21 protein-coding genes are annotated in these 22,323 nt (G+C 60.6%); 13 read left to right on the top strand and 8 right to left on the bottom strand.

Translation table 11 applies throughout. The annotated features are described in order from the left end of the window. The first annotated feature begins 35 nt into the window (after window positions 1-35). The 3 genes from K5K95_RS04885 to K5K95_RS04875 all read left to right on the top strand — a co-directional run bounded on the left by K5K95_RS04885 (window position 36) and on the right by K5K95_RS04875 (window position 4,062). Window positions 36-1,682, top strand: coding sequence for an acyl-CoA dehydrogenase family protein (locus K5K95_RS04885; RefSeq protein WP_222588586.1), 1,647 nt, complete (start codon window positions 36-38; stop codon window positions 1,680-1,682). 174 nt (window positions 1,683-1,856) lie between these two features. Then, window positions 1,857-3,356, top strand: a complete 1,500-nt coding sequence (amn, locus tag K5K95_RS04880) for an AMP nucleosidase (protein WP_222588585.1) — start codon at window positions 1,857-1,859, stop codon at window positions 3,354-3,356. 70 nt (window positions 3,357-3,426) lie between these two features. Further along, complete coding sequence (locus K5K95_RS04875; protein ID WP_261398135.1) at window positions 3,427-4,062, top strand: pseudouridine synthase; 636 nt, start codon at window positions 3,427-3,429, stop codon at window positions 4,060-4,062. On the opposite strand, the gene K5K95_RS04870 is transcribed toward K5K95_RS04875, so the two are convergent. Together K5K95_RS04870 and K5K95_RS04865 are read right to left on the bottom strand one after the other, a co-directional pair. Next, window positions 4,057-4,266 (bottom strand): DUF2788 domain-containing protein, encoded by a 210-nt coding sequence (locus tag K5K95_RS04870; protein WP_007937369.1) that lies wholly within the window; start codon window positions 4,264-4,266, stop codon window positions 4,057-4,059. The genes K5K95_RS04875 and K5K95_RS04870 overlap by 6 nt on opposite strands. 198 nt (window positions 4,267-4,464) lie before the next feature. Then, on the bottom strand, window positions 4,465-4,944 hold the full coding sequence (locus K5K95_RS04865) for an Lrp/AsnC family transcriptional regulator (RefSeq protein WP_007937367.1): 480 nt from the start codon (window positions 4,942-4,944) through the stop codon (window positions 4,465-4,467). 436 nt (window positions 4,945-5,380) lie between these two features. Between K5K95_RS04865 and K5K95_RS04860 the strand changes: the two genes are divergently transcribed. After that, on the top strand, window positions 5,381-6,436 hold the full coding sequence (locus K5K95_RS04860; protein ID WP_222588584.1) for a DUF6515 family protein: 1,056 nt from the start codon (window positions 5,381-5,383) through the stop codon (window positions 6,434-6,436). Here the strand turns inward: K5K95_RS04860 and K5K95_RS04855 are convergent. Further along, window positions 6,430-7,326: a cation diffusion facilitator family transporter gene (locus tag K5K95_RS04855; protein ID WP_222588583.1), complete on the bottom strand. Its 897-nt coding sequence runs from the start codon at window positions 7,324-7,326 to the stop codon at window positions 6,430-6,432. The genes K5K95_RS04860 and K5K95_RS04855 overlap by 7 nt on opposite strands. 29 nt (window positions 7,327-7,355) lie before the next feature. Then, the gene (locus K5K95_RS04850) at window positions 7,356-7,775 is read right to left on the bottom strand and encodes a polyribonucleotide nucleotidyltransferase (RefSeq protein ID WP_208671324.1); all 420 of its coding nucleotides are present in this window, start codon (window positions 7,773-7,775) and stop codon (window positions 7,356-7,358) included. Window positions 7,776-7,884: 109 nt separating this feature from the next. Here K5K95_RS04850 and hrpB point away from each other — a divergent pair, with 109 nt between their 5' ends. Continuing rightward, window positions 7,885-10,404 carry an ATP-dependent helicase HrpB gene (gene hrpB / locus K5K95_RS04845; protein WP_222588582.1) on the top strand — a complete coding sequence of 840 codons (2,520 nt, stop codon included), beginning with the start codon at window positions 7,885-7,887 and terminating at the stop codon, window positions 10,402-10,404. 149 nt (window positions 10,405-10,553) lie between these two features. On the opposite strand, the gene K5K95_RS04840 is transcribed toward hrpB, so the two are convergent. Next, window positions 10,554-11,474, bottom strand: coding sequence for a LysR substrate-binding domain-containing protein (locus K5K95_RS04840; RefSeq protein ID WP_222590296.1), 921 nt, complete (start codon window positions 11,472-11,474; stop codon window positions 10,554-10,556). A 226-nt stretch (window positions 11,475-11,700) separates the two neighbouring features. On the opposite strand from K5K95_RS04840, the gene K5K95_RS04835 reads away from it, so the two are divergent. The 5 genes from K5K95_RS04835 to K5K95_RS04815 all read left to right on the top strand — a co-directional run bounded on the left by K5K95_RS04835 (window position 11,701) and on the right by K5K95_RS04815 (window position 17,615). After that, complete coding sequence (locus tag K5K95_RS04835; RefSeq protein WP_222590295.1) at window positions 11,701-13,194, top strand: aldehyde dehydrogenase; 1,494 nt, start codon at window positions 11,701-11,703, stop codon at window positions 13,192-13,194. A gap of 32 nt (window positions 13,195-13,226) precedes the next feature. Further along, on the top strand, window positions 13,227-14,597 hold the full coding sequence (locus K5K95_RS04830) for an aspartate aminotransferase family protein (RefSeq protein ID WP_222588581.1): 1,371 nt from the start codon (window positions 13,227-13,229) through the stop codon (window positions 14,595-14,597). Window positions 14,598-14,991: 394 nt separating this feature from the next. Continuing rightward, window positions 14,992-15,978 (top strand): ABC transporter substrate-binding protein, encoded by a 987-nt coding sequence (locus K5K95_RS04825; RefSeq protein WP_222588580.1) that lies wholly within the window; start codon window positions 14,992-14,994, stop codon window positions 15,976-15,978. 9 nt (window positions 15,979-15,987) lie between these two features. Then, window positions 15,988-16,791 (top strand): ABC transporter permease, encoded by an 804-nt coding sequence (locus tag K5K95_RS04820; protein ID WP_208671336.1) that lies wholly within the window; start codon window positions 15,988-15,990, stop codon window positions 16,789-16,791. Continuing rightward, complete coding sequence (locus tag K5K95_RS04815; RefSeq protein WP_222588579.1) at window positions 16,779-17,615, top strand: ABC transporter ATP-binding protein; 837 nt, start codon at window positions 16,779-16,781, stop codon at window positions 17,613-17,615. Before K5K95_RS04820 ends, K5K95_RS04815 begins: the two co-directional genes overlap by 13 nt. Window positions 17,616-17,622: 7 nt before the next feature. Here the strand turns inward: K5K95_RS04815 and K5K95_RS04810 are convergent, their stop codons facing one another. Beyond that, window positions 17,623-18,702: an endonuclease/exonuclease/phosphatase family protein gene (locus K5K95_RS04810; protein WP_222588578.1), complete on the bottom strand. Its 1,080-nt coding sequence runs from the start codon at window positions 18,700-18,702 to the stop codon at window positions 17,623-17,625. 66 nt (window positions 18,703-18,768) lie between these two features. Further along, on the bottom strand, window positions 18,769-19,443 hold the full coding sequence (locus K5K95_RS04805; protein ID WP_222588577.1) for a YciC family protein: 675 nt from the start codon (window positions 19,441-19,443) through the stop codon (window positions 18,769-18,771). Window positions 19,444-19,620: 177 nt separating this feature from the next. Between K5K95_RS04805 and K5K95_RS04800 the strand changes: the two genes are divergently transcribed. The 3 genes from K5K95_RS04800 (at window position 19,621) to K5K95_RS04790 (ending at window position 21,627) form a co-directional block, all read left to right on the top strand. Further along, window positions 19,621-20,376, top strand: a complete 756-nt coding sequence (locus K5K95_RS04800; RefSeq protein WP_222588576.1) for a DUF2076 domain-containing protein — start codon at window positions 19,621-19,623, stop codon at window positions 20,374-20,376. A gap of 137 nt (window positions 20,377-20,513) precedes the next feature. After that, the gene (locus tag K5K95_RS04795) at window positions 20,514-20,993 is read left to right on the top strand and encodes an NYN domain-containing protein (RefSeq protein ID WP_090179562.1); all 480 of its coding nucleotides are present in this window, start codon (window positions 20,514-20,516) and stop codon (window positions 20,991-20,993) included. A gap of 22 nt (window positions 20,994-21,015) precedes the next feature. Continuing rightward, window positions 21,016-21,627, top strand: coding sequence for a PolC-type DNA polymerase III (locus tag K5K95_RS04790; protein ID WP_222588575.1), 612 nt, complete (start codon window positions 21,016-21,018; stop codon window positions 21,625-21,627). Window positions 21,628-21,748: 121 nt separating this feature from the next. On the opposite strand, the gene K5K95_RS04785 is transcribed toward K5K95_RS04790, so the two are convergent. After that, window positions 21,749-22,204, bottom strand: coding sequence for an Lrp/AsnC family transcriptional regulator (locus tag K5K95_RS04785; protein WP_222588574.1), 456 nt, complete (start codon window positions 22,202-22,204; stop codon window positions 21,749-21,751). Window positions 22,205-22,323: the final 119 nt, after the last annotated feature.

Here is a 22,323-nt window from a genome sequence, read left to right as displayed (position 1 = left end):
AACTGAATCCCTTGGCTGATCAAAGGAGCCCCGTCATGAACCTGCATCAGTTCGCCGAAACCCACGAAGTCACCAACCAGCCACCGTCACTGGACGGCACCAACCTCTATCGCATCGACCTGCCGTTGCAAGAGTGGTCACGGCGTTTCGGGGCCGGGTGGGCCGAGTCGCGGATTGACGCTTACGGCGCATTGGCCGGCGGGCCACTGATGGAAGCCGGGTTCCTGGCCAATCAAAACAAACCGGTGTTCGTCAGCCATGACCGTTACGGCCATCGTATCGATCTGGTGGAGTTTCATCCCGCGTATCACCAATTGATGCGCACGGCGATCGAGCACGGGTTGACCTCGTTGCCCTGGGCGCATCCGCAGCCCGGCGCGCATGTCGCGCGCGCGTCCATGTCGTATCTGCACAGCCAGGCCGAAGCCGGTAGCGGTTGCCCCTTGACCATGACCTTCGCCAGCGTGCCGGCGATGCGATTGCAGCCGGATCTGGCCGAGCAGTGGCTGCCGAAAATCCTGTCTACCGAATACGACCCGCGCAATGTCGGCATGGCCCACAAGGCCGGTGTCACCATCGGCATGGCGATGACCGAAAAACAAGGGGGCACCGACGTTCGGGCCAACACCACCAAGGCCTATCCGGTGGGCGCGAGCGGTCCTGGCCAGGCCTATGAACTGGTGGGGCACAAGTGGTTCTGTTCCGCGCCGATGTGCGATGCCTTCCTGACCCTGGCGCAGACGGACAAGGGGCTGACCTGCTTCCTGCTGCCGCGCCACCGCCCGGACGACACGCGCAATCAGTTCTACATCCAGCGCCTGAAAAACAAACTGGGCAATTGCTCCAATGCGTCCAGCGAAGTCGAGTTCCGGGGTGCGCTGGCTTGGATGGTCGGCGAAGAAGGGCGCGGCGTTCCGACCATCATCGAAATGGTCGCGATGACGCGTTTTGATTGCATGGTCGGCTCCAGTTCGCTGATGCGCCAGGCGCTGACTCAGGCCAGCCATCACTGCGCGCACCGTATGGTCGGCGGCAAGCTGCTGAGCGAACAACCATTGATGCAGAACGTGCTGGCCGATCTGGCACTGGAAAGCGAAGCGGCTTTGGCGTTGAGCCTGCGCATGGGCAAGGCGCTGGATCATCTGGATGACAGCCATGAAGCCAAATTCGCCCGCCTGGTGACGGCGGTGGGCAAATACTGGATCTGCAAGCGCGCGCCGGCAATGATCAACGAAGCCGCCGAATGCATGGGCGGTGCCGGGTATGTCGAAGAAAGTATCCTGCCGCGCCTTTACCGCGAGGCACCCGTCAACTCGACGTGGGAAGGCTCCGGCAACGTGCAATGCCTTGACGTATTGCGCGCGCTGTCGAAAGAGCCGGGCGTGCTGGATGTGTTGTTCGGTGAACTGGGCGATGGTCATGGCGATAAACGCTTGGCCGCGCACATCAGCCAATTGCAGGCAGCGTTCAAGGACACCAGCGACATTCAATACCGTGCGCGGCAACTCACCGAAGATATTGCATTGGGGCTCCAGGCCAAATTGTTGCTGGAGGCCGGCAATTCAGCGGTCAGTGATGCGTTTATAGCCAGTCGGCTAGGCTCGGCCGGGCGGGTGTATGGCGCGTTGCCGCGAGGGCTGGAAGTGGAAGCGATTGTCGCCCGCTCAACCCCGCTTGTGTGAACGACATATAACCCCTTGTGGGAGCGGGCTTGCTCGCGAAGGCGGACTGTCAGCCAACATCACTGTTGAATGTTGAACCGCTTTCGCGAGCAAGCCCGCTCCCACATTGGATTTACGGTGGACTTGGGATTTGTGTAGCAGCCACTGTTCCCGTGAAGCGATGATGCAGGCAAGATGAAGCACTGCAAGTCAGAACACAGGATGCTGATCGTGACCGAAGCTTTTATTGTCGTTCAAACCGCCGAGCAAGCCGTGGATCGGCTTGCGCTCTTGCACAATCGTGCAACCACCGCGCTGAACCAGGCGCTCAAGCGTTACCTCAAGGATCGTGTCGAGCCCGACGCCGAGCAGCGTGCGATGTTTCGTTATCCCGAGCTGCGTCTGACCTATCACTGCCAGGGTGAGGTCCCACAGACCACTCGCGCCTATGCCAAGGTTCAGTTGCCTGGGACCTACAGCGTGACCGTCACCCATCCGGCGGCTTTCCGAAAATACTTGCTGGAACAACTCGTGCCGTTGATGCACGACTTCACCGTGACCGTGGAAGTCGGCGTCAGCCAGCAAAACATTCCGTATCCGTACGTGGTCGAGCAGGGCGATGAGCTGGCTGGCTCCGGCGTCACCGCCGCCGTATTGGCGCGGGTGTTTCCGAGTACGGATTTGTCGGCCGCCACCGACGGTATTGCCGACGGTTTGTACGATTGGGAAAACACCGATCCGCTGCCTTTGGCGCTGTTCGACGCCGCGCGGGTGGACTTTTCCTTGCGCCGACTGGTGCATTACACCGGCAGCGATTGGCGCCATGTGCAGCCGTGGATTCTGCTGACCAACTACCATCGCTATGTCGACCAGTTCATCGTCCATGGCCTGGAGCAGTTGCGCAGCGACCCGCGTTTTGTGCGCATGGTCTTGCCGGGCAACGTGATCATCGAAAAGACCATGGACCACGGCGAAGCCTCGGCGATTGCCGCTGGCGTGGTCTGGCACCGTTATCAGATGCCGGCCTATCACCTGATTGCCAGCGACGGTCATGGCGTGACGCTGGTGAACATCGGCGTCGGCCCGTCCAACGCCAAGAACATCACTGACCACCTGGCGGTGCTGCGTCCGCATTGCTGGCTGATGATCGGCCACTGCGGCGGTTTGCGTCAGTCGCAGACCATTGGCGACTACGTGCTGGCTCACGCTTATATGCGTCGCGACGGGATTCTTGACCGGGTGGTGCCGCCCAATATTCCGATTCCAGCGCTTGCCGAAGTACAGATGGCGTTGCAGCAAGCAGCGGCCAACATCACCGGCGAGAAGGGCGACGAGCTGAAAAAACGCCTGCGCACCGGCACCGTCCTGACCTACGACGACCGTAACTGGGAACTGCGCTGGGCGCAGGAACGTCCGCTGATCAACCTGTCTCGCGCCGTGGCGGTGGACATGGAAAGCGGTACCATCGCGGCCCAGGGTTATCGCTTGCGGGTGCCGTATGGCACGTTGCTTTGCGTGTCGGACAAACCGCTGCACAGCGAAATCAAGCTGCCAGGTTCGGCCAACGCCTTTTATGAGCGCGCGGTCAGCCAGCACTTGAAGATCGGCATCGAGGCTGTTGACCTGTTGCGCACTGAGCTCAACTCGCTGCACTCGCGCAAACTGCGCAGCTTCGACGAGCCACCATTCCGCTGATTGCGAGATGGTCATTTAGCGGTCAGGGCACTAGCATTAGCAGCCCTGACCGTTAGATGTTGTTTTCCCCATGTCCCGTCCGCCGCGTCCTCCTTCTCGCCGTCCAGGTGCGAAGCCAGCTTCTTCAGCCCCGCGCCGTGTCGCCAAAGCGCCGCCGGCCGAGCCGAAACTGATTCTGTTCAACAAACCATTCGATGTGCTGACGCAGTTCAGCGACGGTGAAGGGCGCGCGACACTCAAGGACTACATCGACATTCCGGGGATTTACCCGGCAGGACGGCTTGACCGCGACAGTGAAGGTTTGCTGCTGCTGACTAACGACGGGCAACTCCAGGCGCGGATCGCTGATCCGAAACACAAACTGGCCAAGACGTATTGGGTGCAAGTGGAAGGCGAGCCGAGCGCCGAGCAATTGCAGCGCCTGCGCGAGGGTGTCGAGTTGAACGACGGCATGACCTTGCCGGCCGAGGCGCGGCAACTGGATGAACCCGAGTTGTGGCCACGCAACCCGCCGGTACGCTTTCGCAAAAGCGTGCCGACAAGCTGGCTGGAATTGGTGATTCGCGAGGGACGCAACCGTCAGGTCCGGCGCATGACCGCGGCAGTCGGCTTGCCGACGTTGCGTCTGGTACGGGTCAGAATCGGCGACTGGACGATCGAAGGGCTCGATCAGGGCCAGTGGAAGGAAGTGCCGGCGCGTTTATAACGTGCCGGATTCGATCAGGCCGATGACCACGCTTTTGATCACGAATGCAGCGACACCCAAGCCCAGTACGAAGAACAGGATGAAAGAACCGAAGCGTCCGGCTTTGGATTTCTTCGCCAGATCCCAGACGATGAAACCCATGAAAATGATCAGGATGCTGACCAGTCCAGTCATCATCCACTCTTCGAATACTGCAGGATCCATCGGACATCTCCAGCGCGGGCGTGGCTAAAAGGCGCTGAAGTATACGGTATGGGGGATTGGCGAAGTATTGACCTGCGGCAGTGTGTCGCAGCTATTCGTCGCCTAGGTCGGCCCCATCGCGGGCAAGCCCGCTCCCACAGAAGATCTTGGGTGTTCAGGAGATCCCCTGTGGGAGCGGGCTTGCCCGCGATGGCGTACTTAGCTTCGCAGATGAGTCAACGGCAACTCAGTGCTGTTAAGCACCTGGTTCAACACAAAACTCGACCGCACGCTCGTCACCCCTTCAATCCGGGTCAGATGTCCCAGCAGCAGTTTCTGATAGTGATCCATGTCGGGCACCACCACCTTGAGCTGATAATCCGCATCCATCCCGGTCACCAGGCTGCATTCCAGCACCTGCGGTAATGTACGAATCGCCGCTTCGAAGTTCTCGAATCGCTCCGGCGTATGGCGGTCCATGCCGATCAGCACATAAGCCGTCAGGCTCAGGCCGAGCATTTTGCGGTCCAGCAAGGCGACTTGGCGGGAGATGTAGCCATCGTCTTCCAGCTGCTTGACCCGGCGCGAGCACGGCGAAGGCGACAGGCCGATGCGTTCGGCCAGTTCCTGGTTGGAGATGCGCGCGTCACGCTGCAATTCCGCCAAAATACTCAAGTCGTATCGGTCGAGTTTGCTCATCAATCAGGCCTTTGTCATAACTATTGCGGCAGATTATCTATCCAGGGTTAAAAATTGCGCAAGTGATGTTTATTTGAGCAATCTTCGCAATCCTCTGCCGGCGCCTCCGGCCTATTCTTATCACCAGAATCACTGCTCGGACAAACAGTCCACAGCGGCTCGCCCAATCAGGCCAGTCGCGGTCGCCACCCCCACAGGGGATGTGTCGGCCCCCGAGCTACACACTGTCCAGAAGACGGCGTGAGGTGAGCCGGCGCCACAAGCGTCGAGCACGGACGAAGTTCTCTAAAGGGAGGCCGACGGGTCTCCCTTTTCTTTTGCCCTGAATTTGACGATGGCGCTCAATAAATAAGTTTCGCGACTGATAACCTGTTGCAGAACCGGCCTGTGCTTTTCCAGTCTTACGTACAGGCCCTAACCCGCAGTGAGGAAAAGCATGAAGTCGCGCATCTGGCGTTTGGCCGGTGTTGGTTTGCTGTGTATCAGTGTCACTGCGCAATCGCTGGCCGATGATCAGCAGAACCGTGGCCCCGAAGGCGGGCAACGTGGATCGGATGGCCATGAGGGCAACAATAGGGGTCATGGCGGCGAGAATCAGCCGCGTCCGCAAAATCAGCCGCAGCAAAATCAGCCGCGCCCGCAGAACAACGACATCATTCGTGGCGACAACAGCCGCCAGTTCGAGCACAACGGGCAGAACCAAAACAACGGCCAATGGCAGAACCGTCAACAGCCCAACTACAACAACCCTGTTCGATCGGCGCCACCACCGCCTCAGTTGCCGGCCAATGACCTGCCGATCCAGGGGCGACCTGACACCGTGCGCCAGACCCAGCAGCCACAGCGTGGTTACTATGAGGACATTCCGCGGCGCTACGATAACAACCCGCATTGGCAGAACAACGGCACACGTCCCGATGATCATCACTGGGCCGGTCGTCCGGACGGACATGGTAATGGATGGGGTGCAGGCCCGCAGTATCGTCCCGGCCAGGTGATCGATCGCTTCCCGGACCGTGAATACCGCGTGCCTTATGGCGGCCGTGATTACTTCTATTCCGGCGGCTATTGGTATCGCCCGCAAGGCCCGCGTTACGTCGTGGTCCAACCGCCTCGCGGAATTCGGGTCGGCTACTTGCCCGATTACGCCCGTGAAGTGTGGATTGGCGGTGCGTTGTTATTCCTGGCCGCCGGTTCGTATTACGCCTATCAGGAAAGCACGCAGGATTACGTCGTGGTCGAGCCACCGGTGCAGCAGCCACCGCAACCGCAACCGGCCAGCAATGGCTATGACGTCGTGGCGTATCCGGCCAACGGCCAGTCGCCGGAGCAGGTCAATCAGGACGGTTACGAGTGTTATCAATACGCGGTGCAGCAGAGTGGTTTCAATCCGCGCACGGCCACTTACCAGCCAGACCCGTCGGTGGTGCAAGCCTACCGCCAGGCCCAAGGCAACTGCCTGAGCAGTCGCGGTTATCAGGTTTCCTACTGAGCCCTGGCGGCCATCACCACTTCCTGCGGGTCGGCGTGCACCAGCACTTCGGCTCGCGGGTAAGCGGCGTGAATCGCGTCCGCCGCCTGATCGCTGATCCCGTGGGCGACTGACAGCGTCAGGTCTCCCGGCAATTCCAGATGCAACTGCACGAACCACTGATTGCCGGAAATCCGCGTGCGCAAGTCGTGCGCGCCCAATACCCCCGGTACGCTGCAGGCAAGCTCGAGCATGTGTTGGCTGACATCGGGCGGCAATTCTTCATCCATCAGCACCGTAAAACTTTCCTTGGCGATCTGGATGGCGCTCCAGAAAATGTACGCGGCGATTGCCATCCCGAACCACGGGTCGACCTGATGCCAGCCAAACCCGGCCAGAATCAGCGCGACCAGAATGCTGCCATTGAGCATCATGTCCGAGCGGTAGTGCAGTGAGTCGGCGCGCACGGCATTGGAACCGGTGGCTTTGACGACCCGATGTTGAAGTATCAGCAACGCCAGGGTCAGCGCCAGGGAGAACAAGATCACCCCGATGCTGATCCACGGCGCGCCCACCGGCTCCGGGTGTTTCAACCGATCGATTGCCTGCAAGGCAATCAACACTGCACTGCCACCAATGAACAGCGCCTGAGCCATGCCGGCCAGGGACTCGGCCTTGCCGTGCCCGTAACGGTGGTCATCGTCGGCGGGACGCAAGGCGTAATGCACCGCCAGCAGGTTGAGCAAAGAGGTGACGCCGTCGAGTGTCGAATCGGTCAACCCGGCAAGCATGCTCACCGAACCGCTCATCCACCAGGCGATGGCTTTGGCGACGATCAGCGTACAAGCGACCGCCACTGAGGCACGAGTCGCCAGCCGCAACAGGCGGGCGTGTTCGGAGCTGGAAATCATAAGTGCGGCGGTTCCTTTGAATGCTCGAATTACGCGGCGGGTTGCAGGCCGAACAGGGCCAGTTGCTGGGCGCTGCCCTTGTGCTGGATCAGGCGTGGGTCATCCAGCGGGAAGCTGCGGCCCAGTTCAGTTTCCAGAATAGTCTGCAACTTGTGGTTATCGACTTTGCCGTCGGCGCCGATGGCTTCCTTGAGTTTTTCCGGAGCCACCTGAGCGGTGTGGCCTGGCTCGAAATAAATCGCGCCGGTGGCGAAGTCCACTGCAAACGCGATCAGGCCCGGGATGATGTAGAACAGCAGGCCCACGGCATCGAGCGCCGCGATCGCCGGGTCGATCTTGCCGTCGATCTGCCCACGACGGTCAGGGTAGAAAATCGATCCGCAAGCGGTCACTTGGGTCAACAAGGTCGCGACCAATACACCGCCAATCAAGCGAAAGGGAACACGCATATTAAATCTCCTGAGTCATTTGGAAAACGAAGGGGCGTCTATATGAATAGGACCGTGATTAACGCCGGGCAGTTCGCCGTTATACTCGCCGCTCTGTTTTGGAGCCAGCATGATTTCTTTGCCGATTGATGAAGTTTTACCCGCACTGCGTGAAGCCTTGGCGACACGCCATGAAGCTGTGCTCGAAGCACCGCCCGGTGCCGGTAAAACTACCCGTGTTCCGCTGGCCTTGCTCAACGAGAGCTGGCTGGCCGGGCAGACCATTCTGATGCTTGAACCGCGTCGTTTGGCCGCGCGTGCGGCGGCGGAGCGTCTGGCCAGTGAGTTGGGTGAGAAGGTCGGTGAAACCGTCGGCTACCGAATTCGGCTGGACAGCAAAGTCGGGCCCAGGACCCGTATCGAGGTGGTCACCGAAGGCATCCTTACCCGACGCTTGCAGGACGACCCGGCGCTGGAGGGCGTGGGCCTGCTGATCTTCGATGAATTCCATGAACGCAGTCTCGATGCCGACCTGGCGTTGGCCCTGAGCCTGAATGGCCGGGAGCTGTTTCGTGACGACCAGCCGCTGAAAATCCTCTTGATGTCGGCAACGCTCGAAGGCGAACGCCTGGCCGGGTTGCTGGACGACGCGCCGATCCTGCGCAGTGAAGGTCGCATGTACCCGGTAGCGATGCGCTGGGGGCGGCCGTTTCAGCCTGGCGAATTCATCGAGCCGCGGCTGGTGCAGACCATCCTCGAAGCGTTGAACGATGAAACCGGCAGTGTGTTGGTATTCCTGCCGGGGCAGGCGGAAATCCGTCGTGTTCATCAGCAATTGGCCGATGCGCTGGGCGACAATCCGCAGGTTCTGCTCTGCCCGTTGCACGGTGAACTGGACCTCGCCGCACAGCGCGCCGCCATCGATCCGGCGCCTGCCGGCAAACGCAAAGTGGTGCTGGCGACCAACATCGCCGAGACCAGTCTGACCATTGACGGCGTGCGCGTGGTGATCGACGCGGGGCTTGCGCGGGTGCCGCGATTCGATCCGGGCAGCGGCATGACTCGCCTCGACACCCAACGGATTTCCAAGGCCAGCGCTACGCAGCGCGCGGGTCGGGCCGGACGCCTGGAGCCGGGCGTGTGTTATCGCTTGTGGTCGCAGGATCAGCACGAGCAACTGGCGGCGTATGCCAGTGCCGAAATTCTCTCGGCAGACCTTGCCGGTCTGGCGTTGCAGTTGGGTCGTTGGGGCGTGACGCCGACGCAATTGGTGTGGCTCGACGTGCCGCCCGCCGCCGCTTATGCACAGGCTCAGGATCTGCTTGAGCGCCTGGGTGCTTTGGACGGCGAAGCGCTGACCCGTCACGGTCAGGCCATGGCCGAACTGCCGGCGCATCCGCGCATCGCCCATTTGCTGTTGCGCGGGCAGGCGCTCGGCCTGGCAGACATGGCGTGCGATGTCGCGGCCTTGCTCGGCGAGCGGGACATCTTGCGCGGCGCGGGCGCCGATCTGCACAGTCGATTGACGCTGTTGTCCGGCGAAGAGCGGGCCGCGCGCGGTGCCCAGGGTGGCGTCCAGCGTGCCCGGCAACTGGCGCGGCAATATCGCGGTTATCTGCGCGGCAAAGCATCGGAACCGGTCAGCGACCCGGATCATCCGCGCTGGCTCGGCGCGCTGCTGGCGTTGGCGTATCCCGACCGCGTCGCTCAACAACGACGTGCCGGTGGCGCGGAATATCGCTTGGCCAACGGTCGTGCGGCGTTGTTCGCCGAAGCCGACAGCTTGATGAAACAACCCTGGCTGGTGATCGCTGACCTCGGCAGTCGTCAGGGCCAGCGTGAGGAACGGATTTATCTGGCGGCGGATTTCGATCCGGCGCTGTTCGATTCCGTGCTGGCCGAGCAAGTGCGCGTGGTCGATCAACTGGATTGGGATGAGCGCGAAGGCGTGTTGCGCGCCGAGCGTCAGCGCAAGGTCGGTGAATTGATCCTCAGCCGTGAACCCTTGACCGGTCTCGATGAAACCGCCCGCAGCCAAGCGCTGGTGAACCTGGTGCGGCGCAAAGGCCTGGAGCTGCTGCCGTGGACCCCGGAGCTGCGTCAGTGGCAGGCACGGGTGGCCTTGTTGCGGCAGTTGGACCTTGGCAACAAAAGCGACAGTGAGTGGCCGGATGTCAGCGACGCCGCGTTGCTCAAAAACCTCGAACACTGGTTGATGCCGTATCTGGGGAAAGTCTCGCGGTTGAGTCACTTCGCCAACCTGGACCTGTCGAGCATCGTTCACAACCTGCTGCCGTGGCCATTGCCGCAACGGCTCGATGAGCTGGCGCCGCATCATCTGAGCGTGCCGTCGGGCTCCTCGATTCGTCTGGACTACAGCGAGCAGCCGCCGATTCTGGCGGTGCGCTTGCAGGAGTTGTTCGGCCTGGCCGAAACCCCGCGTATTGCCGGGGGCCGGCAGGTGGTGAAGCTGCATCTGTTGTCTCCGGCGCGGCGGCCGGTGCAGGTGACCCAGGATTTGGCCAACTTCTGGCGCAGCACGTACGCCGAGGTGAAGAAGGATTTGAAGGGGCGGTATCCGAAGCACTACTGGCCGGATGATCCATTGGTGGCCGAAGCAACGGCGCGGATCAAACCCCGCAAAAGCTGAGGAATCTGATCGTTCCGATCGTTCCCACGCTCTGCGTGGGAATGCCTCAAGGGACGCTCCGCGTCACCATTGCGCAGGACTCAAGCCTTGCGATAACAGCGGGACGCGGAGCGTCCCCGGCGGCATTCCCACGCGGAGCGTGGGAACGATCAAAGCCTGGCTTCAGCCTTCGCGGTGAGCTGCTCCCGACAATAGTCGGCAAACAACTGCGCCGGTTTGGTCAGTTGCCCACGCTTGAGCCACGCCGCTACCAGCCCCGAGCCGGTGACGTCTTCGACGATGTCCACGCACACCACTTTCTGGCCGTCATAGGTGCATTCCGAATGCGGTCGGGTGACCAGGATCGAAAAGCCGAAACCTTGCCCGACCATGCCCCGGACCATTTCAATCGACGGCGAGCTGAAGGCAATGTTCGGCGACAGGCCCAATTCCTCGAACAGGCTGACGAAGTAGGTCCGGCTCGGTTGCACGTCCAGCAGAATCATCGGTTCCAGGCACAAATCACGCAGCGACACTTGCTTGAGCTGGGCGAAGCGATGGTCCGCCGGCAGCAACGCGTACGGTCGCTGCGCTGGCATCAGGGGTTCGGTCTGGATGGTGGCGTCGAGGTCATGTTCATACAGGATTGCCAGGTCGAAGGTGCCGGAGGTCAGGCCTTGCACCAGCTCTTGCTGCTCGCCGTCACGGATGCGGATTTTCACCCCCGGATATAACGCCGAGAACCCGGCAATCAATTGCGGCAGGTACAGCGGCGCGACCGTTTCGAAACAGCCGATATCGATTTGCCCGGACACCACATCGTTGTCGGCCAGGGCGTTCTGTTCGAACTCCTTGGCCATGCGCAGCAGTTCCTGGGCCTTGCGGTAGAAACGTGCGCCGCTGGGAGTCAGGGAGACGCCTTGAGCGTGATGGCGGATCAGCAGTTGCACGCCGAAGCTGTCTTCCAGGCCTTTGATCGCCGTGGAGATGGCCGGTTGCGCGATGTACAGCTTGCGCGACGCCTCGGCGACGCTGCCGCATTCGACGGTGGTGATGAAGTATTTCAGTTGACGCAGGTTGTAGGCAGCCACGGCAAACCTCGGGGTGGATGATCTCGACATCCAAGCAAATTGCGAGCCGCCCGCGTCCGTTCGTTCGACGGTGTTGTTGTGCCTGAACAATAACCACATCGCACGCGACGGGGGAGATTCGCTGCCCAGTTTTTTCATGGTCTGCGAAGACATTTTTACTATTTTTCCTGGACAGGGGCCTGAGCGACCATCCAATTCACAAGAAAAGCCCATGGAGCATCTGAACGTGTTCGAGCTTGCATACTGGCAAAACAAGGCCGCTGCACTGCGGTTTCCCGACCTGGCCGTGATCGACGGCAAATCCCGTTCGGCGCTATCGGGGCAGACCTTCGCGGCGATCAATCCTGCCACCGGCCAGTGCCTGGCCAACGTCACCGCGTGTGGTGAAGAAGACGTGGACCTAGCGGTGCACAATGCGCGGCAGGTGTTCGAGGCTGGCACCTGGTCGGCGCGCTCGCCGGCTGAGCGCAAGCAAGTGCTGCTGCGTCTGGCTGATCTGATCATGACTCACCGTGAAGAACTGGCGCTGCTCGATTCGCTGAACATGGGCAAACCGGTGATGGATGCCTACAACATTGATGTGCCGGGTGCGGCCGGGGTGTTTCGCTGGTACGCCGAAAGCCTCGACAAACTCTACGACCAGATCGCCCCGAGCGCGCAGAACGTGCTGGCGACCATCACGCGTGAAGCGCTGGGCGTGGTCGCTGCCGTGGTGCCATGGAATTTCCCCCTCGACATGGCGGCGTGGAAGCTCGCGCCAGCGCTGGCGGCGGGCAATTCGGTGATCCTCAAGCCCGCCGAGCAATCACCGTTTTCCGCCTTGCGTCTGGCTGAGCTGGCACTGGAAGCGGGCCTGCCAGCGGGTGTGCTGAACGTGTTGCCGGGCCTCGGCGAACAGACCGGCAAGGCCCTCGGTTTGCACCCGGATGTCGATTGCCTGGTGTTCACTGGGTCCACCGAAGTCGGCAAATATTTCATGCAGTATTCCGCGCAGTCGAACCTCAAACAGGTGTGGCTGGAGTGTGGCGGCAAGAGCGCCAATCTGGTGTTCGCCGATTGCCAGGACCTGGACCTTGCCGCCGAGAAAGCCGCGTTCGGGATCTTCTTCAATCAGGGTGAAGTCTGCTCGGCCAATTCGCGGTTGCTGGTGCAACGTTCGATTCATGATGAGTTTGTCGAGCGCCTCAAGGCACAGGCACAACGCTGGCAGCCGGGTGATCCGCTGGACCCCTCGAGCAGCGCCGGGGCGATTGTCGATAGCCGCCAGACCGCGCGCATCATGAAGTTCATCGAGCAGGCAGAGCGCCAGGGCGCGACCAGGGTGTGTGGCGGTCGGCAGTCGATATTCAATGGCTCCGACAATTTCATTCAGCCCACGATTTTCACCAACGTAACAGCGGACATGCCGCTGTTTCGCGATGAAGTGTTCGGTCCGGTGCTGGCCGTCACGGCGTTCGAGGACGAGGCACACGCCTTGCAACTGGCCAACGACAGCGTTTACGGTCTGGCTGCCTCACTGTGGACCGACGATCTCAATCGCGCCCACCGCGTGGCGCGGCAATTGCGCGCGGGCACCGTGTCGGTCAACAGCGTCGATGCGCTGGACGTGACCGTGCCGTTCGGCGGCGGCAAGCAGTCCGGTTTTGGCCGCGACCTGTCGCTGCATTCATTCGATAAATACACCCAGTTGAAAACCACCTGGTTTCAGCTGCGCTCATAACAGTTGCTAAAAACAAAAACGGAGAACTGGCGATGACCACACCACGTGAAACCCGCGACTACCAGGCCGCCGATGCTGCGCACCACATCCACGCATTCGTCGATCAAAAAGCGCTCAACGATGAAGGGCCACGGGTGATGGTCCGTGGCGAGCGCCTGCACCTGTGGGACAACGATGGGCGGCGTTACCTCGATGGCATGTCCGGGCTGTGGTGCACCAACCTCGGTTATGGGCGCAAGGACCTGGCTGCGGCTGCGACCAGACAGCTTGAGCAATTGCCGTACTACAACATGTTTTTCCACACCACCCACCCGCAGGTCATCGAGCTCTCGGAGCTGCTGTTCAGCCTGTTGCCGGGGCACTACAGCCACGCGATCTACACCAACTCCGGCTCCGAAGCCAACGAGGTGCTGATCCGCACGGTGCGTCGTTACTGGACGATTCTCGGCAAGCCCGAGAAGAAAGTCATGATCGGACGCTGGAACGGCTACCACGGCTCGACCCTGGCGGCGACGGCGCTCGGGGGCATGAAGTTCATGCACGAAATGGGCGGCATGCTGCCCGACATTGAACACATCGACGAGCCGTACTTCTTCGCTCATGAGGGCAACCTGACCCCGGCCGAATTCGGCCTGCGGGCGGCGCAGCAACTGGAAGCGAAGATTCTCGAACTGGGCGCGGACAAGGTCGCCGGGTTTATCGCCGAACCGTTCCAGGGAGCGGGCGGGATGATCTTTCCGCCCGAGAGTTACTGGCCGGAAATCCAGCGCATCTGCCGCAAGTACGACGTGCTGTTGTGTGCCGACGAAGTGATCGGCGGCTTCGGTCGTACCGGCGAATGGTTTGCCCACGAGTACTTCGGTTTTGAGCCGGATACGCTGTCGATTGCCAAGGGTTTGACCTCCGGTTACATCCCCATGGGCGGGCTGATTCTGTCGAAGAAAATGGCCCAGGTGCTGGTGGAGCAGGGCGGTGTATTCGCCCACGGGTTGACCTACTCCGGGCACCCGGTGGCAGCGGCCGTGGCCATCGCCAACCTCAAGGCCTTGCGCGATGAAGGCGTGGTAACCCGGGTCAAGGATGACATCGGGCCGTACCTGCAACAGTGCTTGCGCGAGGTGTTCGGCAATCACCCTTTAGTGGGCGATATCCAGGGTGTCGGCATGGTCGCGGCGTTGCAGTTGGCCGAGGACAAGAGCAGTCGCAAGCGCTTTGCCAACGAGAATGATATTGCCTGGCGCTGCCGCACGATCGGCTTTGAGGAAGGCGTGATCATTCGCTCCACCCTGGGGCGGATGATCATGGCGCCAGCGTTGATTGCCAGTCGTGAAGAGGTTGATGAACTGGTCGGTAAAACCCTGAAAGCGGTTGATCGAACAGCGCAGGAATACGGCCGTCTCTAATATCCACTGATCGTTCCCACGCTCCCGCGTGGGAATGCAGCCCGGGACGCTCCGCGTCCCTGTGATGTGACGCAGAGCGTCACTGGAGGCATTCCCACGCAGAGCGTGGGAACGATCATTTGCGCAAATAACTTCCTTCCTGTCTGTTTTGCACCCACCCCGTGCACCCCGCAAACAGTGCTCATTTGCAGTGCGCACTACCCAGTTTTTTCATCATTCCCAACGACATATTTCCTGATTTTCCTATTCCCGGCCTTGGTCCAACATCGACTTCGCCAGTCAGCCGAACGCTGCCCACTCGAAGGTCCATCAGAGACCACCAGTGACAGCTCACCCAAGGCTCCTGGCCGTACTGCCCATGACAAAACTAAATCAACAGCTTTGGGAGTGCTCCATGATCAAGTCCTTGTTTACCCGTTTCGCTCATCCACTGGCGGTCACCGCCATCGCCGCGACGGTCGCCACCAGCGCCCAGGCCGGCACCTTGTCCATCGGCCATACCACGTGGGTCGGCTACGGCACGCTCTACCTGGCTCAGGACCTGGGCTACTTCAAGGAAAACGGATTGACCGTCGAATTGCCCGTGGTCGAAGAGGCGTCGATGTACATGGCCGCCCAAGCCTCGGGTGAATTGTCGGGCTCGGCGTCGACCATCGACGAGGTGCTCAAATACCGTCCGCAATTCTGCTTCAAGGCGGTAGCGGCACTGGATGACAGCCATGGTGGCGACGGTGTTCTGGTGGGCAAGGACGTCAAGAGTCTGCAGGAACTCAAAGGCAAAGCCGTCGCGGTGAACGAAGGGTCGACCTCGCAGTTCTGGCTGTCGTACCTGCTGAAAAAGCACGGCATGAGCATGAGTGACATTACCGTGCAAAACATGACGGCAGACGATGCCGCCACCGCGTTCATCGCCGGTCGCGTACCCGCCGCCGTGACGTGGGAGCCGCACCTGTCAATGGTGCGCAGCAAACAGCAAGGCAAGGTGCTGATCGACAGCAGCAGCACGCCGGGTGTGATTGTCGACGTGGTTGCACTCAACTGCACGGTCATCGAAAAGCAGCCGGAAGACGTCAAGGCACTGGTTGCCGGTCTCTACAAAGCGGTGAAATACACCCAGGAACATCCACAGGAAGCCTACAAAATCATGGCCAAAGGCGTTGGCGGTTACCTCGCCGATCCGAAAGAGCTGGAAGCCGCCGCGCATGGCGTGCGCTTCTACGATCAGGCCATGAGCGAGAAACTCCTGGGCTCGCCAGGCAAACCGGGCGACAGCGAACCGCTGATCAAACTGGCCAACGAAACCGCCAGCGAATTGCAGGGCAAACCCTACAACGTCAGCAATGACGACCTGATCGACAACCGTTTCGTCAGCCCGCTGTAGGAGGTTCGCATGTTCAAGCGCAATTCATGGCTGAGCCGCTGCATCACGCCCAAGACCGGTCTGCCAGTGCAGGTGATCTGGAGTGCGAGCGGTCTGGCCTGGGTGTTGTTGATTGGTCTGTGGGCCGGTTTGTCTTACGGCGGCGTGGTGCCGGGCATGTTCCTGCCGACACCGGGCGCGGTGGTCGAGGCGGCCGTGCGCCTGAGCCGCGATGGCACGCTCGGCCAGCACGTGTGGGCCAGCGTCGAAGTGGTGATGGTCGGCTTCATCGTCTCGTCCCTGGTGGCGGTGCCGTTGGGACTGTTGATGGGCAGCTTTCGTATCGTCCAGGCGTTCCTCGAACCGATGGTGAATTTCATCCGCTACCTGCCGGTGACCTCGTTCGTGCCGCTGTTCATCCTGTGGATCGGTATCGGTCTGGAGCAGCGGGTCTCGGTGATTATTTTCGGCGTGTTCTTCCAGCAGCTGGTGATGATCGCGGACGTGTCCAAGGGCATCTCCAAAGACTTGATCAACGCGTCTTACACCCTGGGTTCGAATCGTCGCGATGCGGTGCTGCATGTGATCGCCCCAGCGTCGTTGCCCGGCGTGCTCGACACCTTGCGCGTGACCATGGGCTGGGCCTGGACGTACCTGGTGGTCGCCGAGCTGGTCGCCGCTTCCAGCGGTCTGGGTTACCTGAGCCTCAAAGCCATGCGCGGCTTTCAAGTGGATGTGATTTTCCTGGCTATCGCGATCATCGGCCTGCTGGGCCTGGTCACCGATCAACTGTTCCGTTTCCTTCGTCTGAGGATCGCCGCATGGGCTCAGTAAGCGCCGTAAACCCACGTTTCGTCACACCGACGGCCGCCCCGGTGCAGGCGGCGCCCCGACTGCAAGTGGACAAGGTCAGCCTGCGTTATCAGAAACCTGACGGCGGCATGTTCACCGCGCTGGAGCAGGTGTCGTTTGAAGTGCCGGATCAACAGTTCGCCGTGCTGGCCGGCCCCTCGGGCTGCGGCAAGTCGAGTTTGCTGTACCTCACAGCGGGCCTGAATGAGCCGACCGAAGGCGAGATCTATGTCGGTGGCCAGCAGGTGCAGGGGCCGGGTGCGGATCGCGGCATGGTGTTCCAGAGCTACACGCTGTTCCCGTGGCTGACCGTGCGCCAGAACGTCGAGTTCGGTCTCAAGCGGCGCGGCATGGCAGCGGCCCAGCGCAAGGAAATCGTCGACTATTACGTCAATGAAGTTGGCCTGACGGGATTCGCCGACAACTACGCCAAGCAATTGTCCGGCGGCATGATGCAGCGTGTGGCGATTGCCCGAGCGCTGGCCAATGACCCGCAAATCCTGCTGATGGACGAACCGTTCGGTGCGCTCGACAGCCAGACGCGCCTGCAAATGCAACAGCTGCTGCTAAGGGTCTGGGGCAACAGTAAAAAGACCGTTTTGTTCGTAACCCACGACATCGACGAGGCGATTCTGTTGGGCGATCGGGTCTACGTGATGGGTGCCAGACCGGGGCGGATCAAGCAGATTCTGGACGTGCCGATCGAACGCCCACGAACGCTGGATATGGTCATGGAGCGCTCGTTCATCGACATGAAGCGCAGGATTTTCGGGTTGCTGCATGACGATTTGGAGGAGGTGCATTGATCCGGTTCTACGGGGCCGGCGGCAACAGGAACCGTGCAATCACCGGCAAGTGATCGGAGATGCGCAACGTATCGTCCTGCCTCACCATCGCCTCGACCCGTTTGATCCGCGGACTGTAGAACAGGTAGTCGACCGTCCGGTCGGGGCCGTTCAAGCCCGGATCATTCGGGTAATGGGTTAGCCAGTGCGCCCGGTCGACACCGCTGGCTTCGTTGTTGGTCGGGATCATCGGGTATTTGTCCCACAGCACATGCAAGGCGCTGTCGGCGGAGTAGGGCGTGCGTTGGTCATCGGGCAGGCGTCGATACTGGCCTAGCGGCAACAGGTTGAAATCACCACCGATCAGCCACGGCGTGCCGCGGCTTTCGTACTTGTCGAGCACCTTGGCCACGGCGGTCACTTGCGCTTGCAAGGTGTCGTCGGGCTGGACGACGCGGTCCAGATGAGTGTTGAGCAGCGCCATCTGCCCGCCGTCGCTTAACGGCATATAGGCCACCAGCAAGGCGTTTTTCGGTTTGAACTGACGACTGATGAAGTTGGCCGGCGCGACCGGCAATTGCAGGCGTTCGGCGTGTTCGATCTGGAAGCGGCTGAGGGTGGCGAGTTGCCGGCCGACGCTGCCGAAGATATGCGGCTCAGGCACGAAGTCGGCTTTCCAGTCGAAGGCGCGGGCGCTGCACGGATAAAGGTCGGCGAGGCGTTCCTGGAGCAACTTGAACTGGTTCTGGTAATCGCTGGCCTTGGCGTCGTCATCCAGTTCCTGCAAAAGGACGACATCGGGTTGCTCGTCGCGAATCACCCGTGCCACTTCATCGAGGCTGAACGCCATGTCTTCGAGAGTAGGTTTTTCGTCGTCGCCAGCGGCCAGGTCATTCCAGAAAACATAGCGTTTACCCGCCAGGTACTGGACATTCCAGGTCATCACTTTCAGCGCCTGGCCGGGCACCAGCGTCGGTGCCTGAGCGTTGCAGCTCACCGGTAAAACTTCCCTGGCCTCCGGGCGCCAGGTCAGGCTGTAGATCAGCAGGGCAATCAGGCCGGTCACGATCAACAGGGCCAGCAGGGTGTAGCGCAGTAGACGGGTCATGGCTCGGCTTATAGCGTTACAAAAGATGGCTCCGAGCATAACCGACAGTCGGGTTTAAGCCCACGGTCAGCGCGGTCCGTCAATTTTCTCGGGCACATCACTGATGAGCATGAACAGGCGAAACAGCACCACGCTGGTGAACAATTGCAGGAAGCTGTGAGCGCTGTCGATCAGCAGTGAAATCACCGGGTTCTGCGGGTCGGGATAGACCGCCAGGGTTGCGCCCTTGAGCACCCACAACGGACCCATTACACACAATATGCACACCAGGATCCGCATGAAGTGGCCGCGGGTCAGGCGCAGGCTTTCTTTCATTGCGGCCAGCGGGGACAGGCCCCTGAGCACCAGCAGGTATTCGCCGAAGGCCAGCGTCACCATCAGCCAGATACCCGGCAGGAAATACAGCGACAGACCCACCAGGATCAGCAAGGTATTGAGGCCAGTGAGCAGAGCGAAGCGCGGCCACAGGTAGGCCGACCTCGACAGCAGCTCGCGGGTGGTCGGCGATTCGCCACGACTGCGGGCATCGAGAAACAGGATCAGCGCGGCGGTGTACAGCGGATACACCAGCAGACCGACCAGCACGCTCATACCTGGGAAGCCGTCCGGCTGGCTGGAGTGGTCGACCACTTGCTGCAGCAATGCCTCGATGATCACCAGCGGCAGGCACAGCTGCACAATCTGACCCAGATTGCGCTTGAAGAAATACAAAGAGTCACGCAGTACGTCGAACGGATTCATCAGTCGGTATCGCAATTGAAAGCAGTGGCCCACTTTAACCGATGATGCGCTGTCGCAAGCAAACGTAAACGTTCTGTAAAGGCTATTGAAACAACTTGTTTCAGCCTCCATTAAGGTTGAGCACCTTATCCTCTTTGGAAAAGAGCAACGATTTCTCCGGCAATCTACGAGGTCGCCATGAACAGCGAAGAACAAACCCTGATCGATGGACTGTTTTCCCGGCTGCAACAGGCCGAAACGGACTCAGCCCCGCGCGACGCCCAGGCCGAGGCGCGGATCAAGGAACACCTGACTCGCCAACCCGCGGCAGGCTATTTCATGACCCAGGCGATTCTGGTTCAAGAGGCAGCCATCAAAAGCCTCAACGAACAGAACAAGCAGTTGACCCAGCAAGTGCAGCAATTGCAGGCCGAACTGCAAGCGGCCAAGGCACAGGCACCAACGCCGGCGCCTGCCAGTGGTGGCTTTTTATCGAGCATCTTTGGTGGAAGCTCCCGCGAGCCGCAACCCGTGCCCGCCCAGAGCGCTCCGGCCTCCACCGGCGGATGGCGTGAACCGGCGCGGCCGTCATTCAACTCGCAGCCGCCACAGCAGAACTACGGTGCAGCACCGCCACCGCAGAACTACGGACAACCGCAACAACCGATTGGCAGCGGTTTCCTCGGCGGCGCCTTGAAAACCGCGGCCGGTGTGGCCGGCGGTGTCATGCTGGCAGAAGGCATCAGCAGCCTGTTTCACCACAACCAGCAGCCGGAAGTGGTTGAAATCATCAAGGAAGAGCCGGCCCAGGTCGCCGATAAAAGCGCTGACAATAGCTGGGGCGACGACCAGCGCGTGGCCGATAACGGCAACGACCAGGGCGGCTTCAGCGACGCCGACTACAGCGATGACAGCTCATCGTTCTTTGACAACGACGACGATTCCTTCGTCTGATGTGCCATTCGTCCGGAGCGCTACGGCGCTTCGGGCCGATTATTCGCGGAACAATCCTTCAGGCTGGCATACTGGGCAACTTTTCGGGCCTTGCGCCTGATCCTGCCCGCGCTTTGGCGCGCAAATGAGGATGACCGGTGAAAAAAATCGCAGTGTTCGCCGATGTTCAGAACCTCTATTACACCGTGCGCCAGGCCTATGGTTGCCACTTCAACTACGCCGCTTTGTGGGCTGATATCAGCAAACAGGGCGAGATCGTCGAAGCGTATGCCTACGCCATCGATCGTGGCGACAGCAAACAACAGCAATTCCAGCAGATCCTGCGCAACCTCGGTTTCATCGTGAAACTCAAACCCTACATCCAGCGCAGCGACGGTTCGGCCAAGGGCGACTGGGACGTGGGCATCACCCTCGACATCATGGACGCGGCCGATCACGTCGACGAAGTGGTGCTGGCTTCCGGCGACGGCGATTTCGACATGCTGCTGGAGCGCATCATCAACAAGCACGGCGTGCAAGCGGTGGCCTACGGCGTACCGGGCCTGACCGCCAACTCGCTGATCCGCGCCGCCAGCCGCTACGTGCCGATCGAAGGCGCGCTGCTGCTCAAGAATTGATTTTTACGGAGCTGAAACAGGTTTGGAACGCATAGCAGTCATCGACTTTGAAACCACCGGGATCTCCCCGAGCAGTAGTTGCCGGGCCACGGAAATTGCCGTGGTGATCCTTGAACAGGGGCGCATCGTCGACCGTTACCAAAGCCTGATGAACGCTGGCGTGCGCGTGCCGGGTTTCATCGAACAACTCACCGGCATCAGCAACGCCATGCTGCGCACCGCGCCGTCGGCCGAGCAGGTGATGAACGAGGTCAACGAGTTCGTTGGCATCACGCCACTGCTGGCGCACAACGCGGCATTCGACCAGAAGTTCTGGGACTTCGAGCTGGGCCGGATCAAACGCACCCGCTTGCAGAACTTTGCCTGCTCGCTGCTGCTCGCCCGACGCCTGATGCCCGGCGCACCGAACCACAAACTCGGCACCCTCACCACCTTCGCCAGCCTGCCCGACACCGGCAAGGCTCACCGGGCGATGGCCGACGCCGAGATGGCAGCCAACCTGACCGCGCACCTGGCGCAAGAGCTACGGCAAAAGCATGGCTTGCGCGAGTTGTCCCATGATTTGCTGGTCAGTTTGCAGAAAGTGCCGGCGGCGAAGATCAATGAACACCTAAAGCGCCATCGCGGGTTCTGAAAACACTGCAAATCCCCTGTGGGAGCGGGCTTGCTCGCGAAAGCGATTCATCATTCAGTATTGATGTTGACTGACACTCCGCTTTCGCGAGCAAGCCCGCTCCCACAGGGTATGTGGCGTATCAGAGCTTTCCATTCCCTTCCAGCTGCCCCAGCGGCACGCGCTTTTCGATGGCGCTCGACAACACAATCGACGTCTTGCTGAAGCCGAATTTGGCGATCCGGTTAATCAGCTCTTCCAGCTCCGGCATCGAGCCCACCGCCGCTTGCATGATTACGCACGGATCACCGGTCACCCGGTGGCATTCCGTCAGCTGCGGGATTTTGATCAGGTCGTCGTAGGCCTTTTGGTTGCCGTGCTGGTTCAGGCGCAGTTCGATTACGCACTGAATCGGCAATCCCAGCTTGGCCATGTCGACTTTTGCCTGGTATCCAGTAATCACCCCGCTGGCTTCGAGCTTGGCCACGCGCTCGGCCACGGCCGGGGCGGAGAGATTCACTTTGCGCGCCAGGTCGGCGTAGGACGCACGACCGTTTTCCAGCAGGGCGCCGAGCAGCATGCGGTCGTATTTGTCCATGGTCGTATTCCTGAAAATGCCTGACTTTCGAAAACACGGTTTATAGCGCTGATCTCCGTGTTTTGAAAAGTGTACCGACGCTATAAACAGGTTTTGTAGCTTATTTTTCGCCGTTGGCC

It is taken from the genome of Pseudomonas sp. DR48 (assembly GCF_019823085.1).
In the GTDB taxonomy this organism is placed as follows: Bacteria; Pseudomonadota; Gammaproteobacteria; order Pseudomonadales; family Pseudomonadaceae; genus Aquipseudomonas.
Note: the sequence above shows the minus strand (reverse complement) of the source record. Positions and strands in the feature narration are given on the sequence as shown.

What these genes read in the sequence shown, in the direction of transcription:
- K5K95_RS04885 (WP_222588586.1), top strand. Translation starts at nt 36, where the DNA reads ATGAACCTGCATCAGTTCGCCGAAACCCACGAAGTCACCAACCAGCCA.
- amn (WP_222588585.1), top strand. Translation starts at nt 1,857, where the DNA reads ATGAAGCACTGCAAGTCAGAACACAGGATGCTGATCGTGACCGAAGCT.
- K5K95_RS04875 (WP_261398135.1), top strand. Translation starts at nt 3,427, where the DNA reads ATGTCCCGTCCGCCGCGTCCTCCTTCTCGCCGTCCAGGTGCGAAGCCA.
- K5K95_RS04870 (WP_007937369.1), bottom strand. Translation starts at nt 4,266, where the DNA reads ATGGATCCTGCAGTATTCGAAGAGTGGATGATGACTGGACTGGTCAGC.
- K5K95_RS04865 (WP_007937367.1), bottom strand. Translation starts at nt 4,944, where the DNA reads ATGAGCAAACTCGACCGATACGACTTGAGTATTTTGGCGGAATTGCAG.
- K5K95_RS04860 (WP_222588584.1), top strand. Translation starts at nt 5,381, where the DNA reads ATGAAGTCGCGCATCTGGCGTTTGGCCGGTGTTGGTTTGCTGTGTATC.
- K5K95_RS04855 (WP_222588583.1), bottom strand. Translation starts at nt 7,326, where the DNA reads ATGATTTCCAGCTCCGAACACGCCCGCCTGTTGCGGCTGGCGACTCGT.
- K5K95_RS04850 (WP_208671324.1), bottom strand. Translation starts at nt 7,775, where the DNA reads ATGCGTGTTCCCTTTCGCTTGATTGGCGGTGTATTGGTCGCGACCTTG.
- hrpB (WP_222588582.1), top strand. Translation starts at nt 7,885, where the DNA reads ATGATTTCTTTGCCGATTGATGAAGTTTTACCCGCACTGCGTGAAGCC.
- K5K95_RS04830 (WP_222588581.1), top strand. Translation starts at nt 13,227, where the DNA reads ATGACCACACCACGTGAAACCCGCGACTACCAGGCCGCCGATGCTGCG.
- K5K95_RS04825 (WP_222588580.1), top strand. Translation starts at nt 14,992, where the DNA reads ATGATCAAGTCCTTGTTTACCCGTTTCGCTCATCCACTGGCGGTCACC.
- K5K95_RS04820 (WP_208671336.1), top strand. Translation starts at nt 15,988, where the DNA reads ATGTTCAAGCGCAATTCATGGCTGAGCCGCTGCATCACGCCCAAGACC.
- K5K95_RS04815 (WP_222588579.1), top strand. Translation starts at nt 16,779, where the DNA reads ATGGGCTCAGTAAGCGCCGTAAACCCACGTTTCGTCACACCGACGGCC.
- K5K95_RS04810 (WP_222588578.1), bottom strand. Translation starts at nt 18,702, where the DNA reads ATGACCCGTCTACTGCGCTACACCCTGCTGGCCCTGTTGATCGTGACC.
- K5K95_RS04805 (WP_222588577.1), bottom strand. Translation starts at nt 19,443, where the DNA reads ATGAATCCGTTCGACGTACTGCGTGACTCTTTGTATTTCTTCAAGCGC.
- K5K95_RS04800 (WP_222588576.1), top strand. Translation starts at nt 19,621, where the DNA reads ATGAACAGCGAAGAACAAACCCTGATCGATGGACTGTTTTCCCGGCTG.
- K5K95_RS04785 (WP_222588574.1), bottom strand. Translation starts at nt 22,204, where the DNA reads ATGGACAAATACGACCGCATGCTGCTCGGCGCCCTGCTGGAAAACGGT.